A 6,675-nucleotide genomic window follows, 5' to 3' on the forward strand; every position below is an offset into this window, starting at 1 on the left:
AGATGGTCGGAGCCTCTGGCATGACGATAAGCCAGACGGTAAGCTCATGAGCCTGCAGAGGAACTGGCGACGCAGCCATTGCGCCGAGGTTGGCCTTCATTTGCGACTGCCGGATGATTGCATGAACGATACTTCTCCTATGGCTGTGCCCGCCACGGGCCTTGCCCAGTCAGCCATTTCCGCCCGCGGCCTGGTCAAAACCTTCGGCAAGCTGCGTGCCGTCGATGGCATCGACCTCGATGTGCCGCGCGGCATGATTTTCGCTATACTGGGTCCGAACGGCGCCGGCAAGACAACGCTGATGCGGATGCTTGCGACGCTGTCGCGCCCCGACGCCGGCTCCGCGACCGTGATGGGGCACGATCTCGTGCAGGCCCCGCACGAGGTCCGTGCGGCAATCGCGATGACCGGGCAGTTCGCTTCGCTCGACGAGGACCTGACGGGCCGGGAGAACCTCGTCCTGCTCGCCCGACTCTGGGGTTTTCGCGGTCGCGCCGCAAAAGCCCGTGCGGACGACCTGCTCGCGGCTTTCGGCTTGTCCGAAGCGGCGACGAAGCAGGTGAGGGACTATTCGGGTGGCATGCGAAGGCGGCTCGACATAGCCGCCTCGCTGATCGTCACGCCGGGCGTGCTGTTCCTCGATGAGCCGACCACGGGCCTCGATCCGAACGCCCGCAAGGATGTCTGGGGCATGATCCGCGGCCTCGCCGAGGCCGGCGTCACCATCCTGCTCACCACGCAATATCTCGAAGAGGCCGATCAACTCGCGGCCCGCATCGCCGTCATCGACCACGGCAGGAAGATTGCCGAGGGCACCAGCCGCGAATTGAAGGCGGCCACCGGCTCCGGGTTTCTCCATGTCGCGCTCGCCGATGTTGCGCGGCTGGACCAGGCGGCGTCGATCCTGGAACGCCGGCTGGAGCACCCTGTCCAACGCAGTGCCGAGGGCGCGGAACTCTCCGTCCTTGCCGGCACGGCGAAGGCCGCCAACGAGGCGCTCGCCGACCTGGTCGCTGCCGGCATCGAACTGTCGGATTTCTCGATGGGCCAACCCAGCCTTGAGGAGGTCTTCTTCGCGCTGACGGGCCAGCCGAGACTGGGGTGAAAGCCGGAAGGACGACAAGCCATGATCGACACGACATCCCTGCAGCGGCTGCAAAGGGTTGCCCGACCGAGATCCCCATCAGCCCTTTCCAACGCGCTGGTCTTCGGATGGCGCGCGGTGCTGAAATTCAAGCATGTGCCGGAGCAACTGTTCGACTTGGTGATGACTCCGATCATGTTCACGCTGCTGTTCACCTTCGTCTTCGGCGGTGCGCTCGCCGGTTCGCCTGGCGAATACCTGCAGTTCTTCCTGCCCGGCATCCTGGTTCAGACCGTGGTGTTCAACGCAGTCTATTCGGGCATGGGATTGTCGACCGACCTCGGCAAGGGCTTGTTTGACCGCTTCCGATCGCTGCCGATCTGGTCGCTCTCTCCGTTCGCCGGTCTGATGGTAGGCGACATCCTGCGCCATTTGATTGCCGCCTCGATCATTCTCATCATCGGGCTGATCCTCGGCTACCGGCCGGAGGCGGGCATCCTCGGCGTGCTTGCCGCCTTCGCCATGCTGATCGCCATCGGGTTCGGCATGGGCTGGGTATTCATCGTGCTCGGCCTGCTGATCCGCACGCCAACCACAGTGATGACGCTCGGCTTTACCTTCCTGTTCCCGCTCGTCTTCGCCTCAAACATCATGGTCGACCCCGGGACCATGCCGGACTGGCTGCGGGCCTTCGTCGAAGTCAATCCGGTGTCACTGATGACGACGGCGCTGCGCGGGTTGATGGGTGGCGGGGCGACACTCAGTCAGGTCGTCCTCGCCCTGATCGCGCCGGTGGCGCTGACCGCGATCCTGGCGCCGACGACACTATGGCTGTATCTCAGAAGGTGAGAGGCGTAGCGGGAGAGGTATCCCTACGCGACATGGGCCGTGCGCTGCCTCGGCTTGATCGCGGTGGCGAGCAGCAGGCCGGCGACGATAAAGGCGGCGCCGGCGAGGTCGTAGTCGTGCAAGCTTTCGCCTAGGAAAAGATAAGCGAGCACGGCGACAAAGACAGTCTGCAGATAGAGCAGCATGCTGGCGCGCCCGGCGCCAAGCGTCTCGACGCTGCGGTTGTAGAGGTAATACATCAGCGCGCCGCCCGGGCCAGCGACATAGGCGAGTGCCAGAAGGCCGTTCGCATGCAGCGCCGAACGCTCGCCGGAAAACAGCTCCCAGAGATAGAGGGGCAGTGCGGCCAGCGCGCCGGCCCCCAGCAGCAGGACCACCGTCGGCAGCAGTTCGATGGCGAATTTGGCGCGACGCAGCAGCACGGTGTAGAGGCCCCAGCAAAACGCGCTGCCGACGATCCACAACTCGCCGGGATTGAACTGGAGCCGCATCAGGGCGGTAAGGTCGCCGCGCGCCACGATCACCACCATCCCGACCAAAGCGAGCAGCGCGCCAAGCGCCTTCCAGATGCCGAGGGGCTCGCCGAGCACGAAGCGGGCAAGCACCATGGTCATGATCGGCGACAGCGCCATGATGATGCCGGCGGTCGTCGCGTCGGTGTAATTGAGGCCCGTGTAGATCATGCCCTGACAGAGGGTCAGCCCAATGGCGCCGATGGCCAGCACCTCGATCGCCCGGGACTGGATCAGTGCGAGCATCGCCCCGTGATGATGATGGACGATAGGCAGCAGGATCGCGCAGGCGAGCGCCAGCCGCCAGAAGCAGAGCGCCCAAGGGGGCAACTCGGGGGCGACCCACTTGGCTGCGATGTAGACGCCGGCGGACAGGAGCCAGCAGAGCGTCGCGGTGGAATAGGCGAGTGGAAGCGATGCGTCGGCTGTCGTCTTGGCTACGCCAGGATGGGCTATCGGCAGCGATTGCATGCCCGTCTCCTCCCACCGCCGATCTTAGCAAGATTGCTGCGCCTTGCCGAGCCGCAATGTCAGCTGTTTAACCAACCTTCCTCGCCTTGAATTCAAAAAAGGTGAGCCATTGCGGGTCTTGCTGCTCGCGCCTTGAGGCCGGTGCGAGATCACTACAGAGGCATAGGCTACAGGCCTGCCTCCTCAGACGAAGCAGGCTCACACCTTGAGATGAAGCGTAACCAAAACAGTGCTTTCGGCACCCTCTTCGAAACGAGCGGTGAGCCGCAGCCAGTTGCCGAAATGGCCGAGACGGGCAGCCGCAACACCGTCCTTGGCGGTTGGCATTTCCAGGCTTGTGCCTTCGCGCACCCAGTGCATGCCGTCGGGCGATATTTCGACCCAGGCTGTCGGGGCGCGTCCGACCGGCGACCTCAGCGCGCGCACGAAGATGATCGCTTCCCGCGCCCAGCCGGCTTCGTAAGGCTCGCTCGCCGCCTCGGGCAACTCATCAACAACGCGACGTTTTAGCCGTTCCGCGTTTTTCTCGCAGTCGCGGCTCTCTACTTTGTCGTCTGCTATCCATTGTCCCAGCTGTCGCGTCTGCTGGAAAGGAGGCTCCATGCCGGAAGTGCTTATTTATAATGTCCACAAGAGCTTCGGAGCTGTCGAAGTCCTCAAGGGCGTCTCGCTGTCGTCAATCGGGGTGACGTGTTTGCGTTGATCGGCTGCTCCGGTTCCGGAAAAAGCACGCTTCTGCGCTGCATCAACGGACTGGAAAGATCAATTCCGGCCGCATCGAAGTTGCCGGCCACGCCGTTGGCCGAGACCCGAAAGAGTTGCGCAAGCTGCGCACCGATGTCGGCATCGTCTTCCAAAGCTACAATCTCTTTCCGCACCTGACGGTGGGCGAAAACATCATGCTGGCGCCGCGGATCGTCAAATTGGTGTCGAAAGCTGAAGCCAAACCACTGCGGAGGAAGTTCTCGGCATGGTTGGCCTGTCGGAGAAGTTCGACGCCTATCCGACCAGCTTTCCGGCGGCCAGCAGCAGCGCGTGGCGATCGCCCGCTCGCTCGCCATGCGTCCCAAGGTGATGCTGTTCGACGAGGTGACGTCGGCGCTCGATCCGGAACTGACCGAGGAGGTGCTGAACGTGCTGGAAACGCTCGCCCGTAACGGAATGACCATGCTGCTCGTCACCCACGAGATGGGTTTTGCCCGCCGGGTGGCGACCACAACGATTTTCATGCATCACGGAAAGATCTGGGAAGAGGGGCCTTCGGTGGAACTCTTCGGCAGGCCGAAGACCCGGAACTGCAGCAGTTTATTAAATCGGACGTGAAGTAGCCCGGCAAATCAGGCCGGGAGCCGCCACATTCGCACACGACCTGTACCACGCAATTCCGTTTCCGCGAGTGGGTCGCAAGCAAAATTTGGTCCAAGCAGTTTGCGAGTTGCATCCGAAATACGGATTTCGTCGGGCTCCGCTGACGTTTGAATACGTGCGGCGAGATTAACGGTCTCGCCCCAAAGGTCATAGGCAAACCGCCTTTTGCCTATGACGCCCGCGACGATTGGCCCTGAGTGAATTCCAATCCTGAGTCTTAGCGGTTGTCCCGCGAAGCGTTCGAGCTTAACCGCCTTCCGCAGTTCAAGTGCATAGTGCGCAAGGGCTTCTGCATGATCGGATCGCGCGGCGGGCAGGCCAGCGACCACCATCACACAATCGCCGATTGTCTTGATCTTTTCGCAGCCGTATCGTTCCGAGAGCAGATCCGCCGCCTTGAAGAAGTAATTTAACATAGCGAGCGTCGTCTCGGCTCCGACGCTCCGCGCTCTTTCTGTAAAGCCGACGATGTCGGCAAAAAGCACACTCACCTCAGCGTGGTTGTCTGCAATTTGTTCGTCCGCTTTTAACCGCTCCGCGATCGACGCCGGAAGAATGTTGAGGAGCAGGCTTTCGGCGCGCTGGTATTCACGCGACAATCCCTCTTGGCTCTGCCTCAACGCCTCGTTCGTCAATTGTAATTTTTCGTTGAGTTGACGCTCCCTCTCTTGCAGGAGAGTCATTTCATAAGCCTTCTGTTGAAGCCGCTGCCTGTTGTCGCGTTCGGCAGTGGCGTCAAGAAAGAGCAGCCATACGCAGGCATTGCCAGCAAAAAGATGAAGGTCCGCGACACGCCCGCTGGGCAGTTCGACCATGGCCATATGATATGGAAGCTCCGGGCAAGGCAGCAAACCTTCCATGAACGCAAGCTGCTCGGCAACGGGCTTGCCAATGCAAAGTGATGATAGGCCGTAATGTTCAACACTGCCGCCCTTCGCAGCGATGCAAAGCTGGGCGTCAATTTTGAGATATGCGACAGAGTTCTCGTTGTAGAAGAAATCGTAAATCCAGCTTTTGACTTCTCTTGGCAATCCATGCATGGTCTATTTGGTGACCATCGAAGCAAGCTGACGAAATGCATCATCAACATGTTCACCTGAAAGCGCGCTTGTTAGATAGATTTGCCATCCAAGTTGCCTCAGTTCGTTAATCTCACTATCCGGTATTGCCCACCGATCGGCCAGATCGGATTTGTTGAACAGTAATACGAACGGCATGGCGCCGAATTCGGCCTCGGCCCGCTCGCGCAGCGTGAGCGCCACGGCAAGAGTAGCGGCGCGGGTTCCATCGACGACAAGCACGAGCCCGCTCGCACCTCGCACATAGCTGACGCGGAATGAGCCGATATCGTCTTCGCCGGCCAAATCCCACAAAATCAGATCCACGGTTTTATCCGGCAGTACAACACTCTTCTTGTCGATTTTCACTCCCACCGTGGTCAAGTAGGTTTCTGAAAAGATGCTTTGCACAAACCTGCGAACCAGACTCGTCTTTCCGACAGCGAACCCGCCCAACATGCAGATCTTTTTTTGCAATAACCTGGGCCCTAGTGGAAGTTTACCGTAACCGAAACTCTGCGATTGGCGGAGCTCCCGGTTCGGCTATTCTCAGTCTCCGCCGGCTCAAAAGTGCCCGCGCCGCGAACCAAAAGCGATTCCGGAGCAACGCCGCGCTTCTTGAGAAGCGCACGAACTGTCTCGGCGCGGGCGGCGCTGATCGACGCGTTGGCCGTCTCACGGCCCACGGCGTCCGAATGGCCGGTCAACATGAACTGTGCTGTTACGCCTGCCTTGCGGGCGTCCTTGGCCAATTCCTTCAATTGATTCGCCAATTGGTCGAGAACTGGCAGTTGCTCTGGTCCCGGTACAGCCTTGCCAGAATCGAAGAAAATGTCGACCGCTTGAATAGCCTCCCTCAAATGCGTGAGTTCCTGAGGGGTCACCTCGCGCAGCTCGGAAATTTCCAGAGAGAGTCCGTCCGCGGCCAGTTGTTGGGCGGCGACCCGCGCCCGATCTATCCAGGCGGCAGGAGCCTCGCCCACGACAACGATGCGATCCTTGATGATCGAAAATCGTACTGAATCCGGCGGGACCAGCGACGCCATCAGCCGCTTCACCACGAACTTCGGATCAAGGCTCTGATAGAATTGCCACTGCGAATGAACGCGAGCCGGATCAACCTCCGTTCCGGACAGCAGAGCCTGCGGGTCGGCGGCCTGCGGATCTCTCAGGCCGGAAATGTAGAAATGTCCGCCACTCGCCCTTTGTTGGGCGACGATGATTCCCGGTTGGGCCTCAAGACGCGACACATAAGTCTGCCAGTGCTCCGCCGCGCGTGCTTCGGGGCTCACATCACGAACCTTGGAGATGTCGAATACCGGTCCGCCTGCCT

At 60.7% G+C, this 6,675-nt stretch carries 7 protein-coding genes and 2 pseudogenes; 4 read left to right on the forward strand and 5 right to left on the reverse strand.

What is annotated here, in order from left to right; genetic code table 11:
- Window positions 1-121 precede the first annotated feature (121 nt).
- On the forward strand, window positions 122-1,105 hold the full coding sequence (locus AC0L2V_RS00495) for an ATP-binding cassette domain-containing protein (protein WP_473519150.1): 984 nt from the start codon (window positions 122-124) through the stop codon (window positions 1,103-1,105).
- A 21-nt stretch (window positions 1,106-1,126) separates the two neighbouring features.
- Window positions 1,127-1,933: an ABC transporter permease gene (locus AC0L2V_RS00500; RefSeq protein WP_027153180.1), complete on the forward strand. Its 807-nt coding sequence runs from the start codon at window positions 1,127-1,129 to the stop codon at window positions 1,931-1,933.
- Between the two features lie 23 nt (window positions 1,934-1,956).
- On the opposite strand, the gene AC0L2V_RS00505 is transcribed toward AC0L2V_RS00500, so the two are convergent.
- Both AC0L2V_RS00505 and AC0L2V_RS00510 read right to left on the reverse strand, forming a co-directional pair.
- The gene (locus AC0L2V_RS00505; protein WP_473508170.1) at window positions 1,957-2,916 is read right to left on the reverse strand and encodes a DMT family transporter; all 960 of its coding nucleotides are present in this window, start codon (window positions 2,914-2,916) and stop codon (window positions 1,957-1,959) included.
- 198 nt (window positions 2,917-3,114) lie between these two features.
- Window positions 3,115-3,402: a hypothetical protein gene (locus AC0L2V_RS00510; RefSeq protein ID WP_329608250.1), complete on the reverse strand. Its 288-nt coding sequence runs from the start codon at window positions 3,400-3,402 to the stop codon at window positions 3,115-3,117.
- Between AC0L2V_RS00510 and AC0L2V_RS00515 the strand changes: the two are divergent.
- Together AC0L2V_RS00515 and AC0L2V_RS00520 are read left to right on the forward strand one after the other, a co-directional pair.
- Window positions 3,370-3,540 (forward strand): annotated as a pseudogene (locus tag AC0L2V_RS00515) (amino acid ABC transporter permease); the annotation flags it as partial. The gene AC0L2V_RS00510 and the pseudogene AC0L2V_RS00515 overlap by 33 nt on opposite strands.
- A pseudogene (locus AC0L2V_RS00520) lies at window positions 3,518-4,244 on the forward strand (amino acid ABC transporter ATP-binding protein). The pseudogenes AC0L2V_RS00515 and AC0L2V_RS00520, both read left to right, overlap by 23 nt.
- Window positions 4,245-4,253: 9 nt before the next feature.
- Here AC0L2V_RS00520 and AC0L2V_RS00525 read toward each other — a convergent pair.
- The 3 genes from AC0L2V_RS00525 to AC0L2V_RS00535 form a co-directional block, all read right to left on the reverse strand.
- Complete coding sequence (locus AC0L2V_RS00525; protein ID WP_091594753.1) at window positions 4,254-5,324, reverse strand: adenylate/guanylate cyclase domain-containing protein; 1,071 nt, start codon at window positions 5,322-5,324, stop codon at window positions 4,254-4,256.
- A 3-nt stretch (window positions 5,325-5,327) separates the two neighbouring features.
- The gene (locus AC0L2V_RS00530; protein ID WP_036262255.1) at window positions 5,328-5,801 is read right to left on the reverse strand and encodes a Rab family GTPase; all 474 of its coding nucleotides are present in this window, start codon (window positions 5,799-5,801) and stop codon (window positions 5,328-5,330) included.
- Between the two features lie 29 nt (window positions 5,802-5,830).
- On the reverse strand, window positions 5,831-6,675 hold an 845-nt coding region (locus tag AC0L2V_RS00535; RefSeq protein ID WP_473519151.1), incomplete at its 5' end, for an OmpA family protein.

It is taken from the genome of Mesorhizobium sp. WSM4814, from assembly GCF_055811595.1.

Excerpts from the sequence above, each read along its gene's own strand:
- AC0L2V_RS00495 (WP_473519150.1), top strand. The coding sequence starts at position 122 with ATGAACGATACTTCTCCTATGGCTGTGCCCGCCACGGGCCTTGCCCAG.
- AC0L2V_RS00500 (WP_027153180.1), top strand. The coding sequence starts at position 1,127 with ATGATCGACACGACATCCCTGCAGCGGCTGCAAAGGGTTGCCCGACCG.
- AC0L2V_RS00505 (WP_473508170.1), bottom strand. The coding sequence starts at position 2,916 with ATGCAATCGCTGCCGATAGCCCATCCTGGCGTAGCCAAGACGACAGCC.
- AC0L2V_RS00525 (WP_091594753.1), bottom strand. The coding sequence starts at position 5,324 with ATGCATGGATTGCCAAGAGAAGTCAAAAGCTGGATTTACGATTTCTTC.
- AC0L2V_RS00530 (WP_036262255.1), bottom strand. The coding sequence starts at position 5,801 with ATGTTGGGCGGGTTCGCTGTCGGAAAGACGAGTCTGGTTCGCAGGTTT.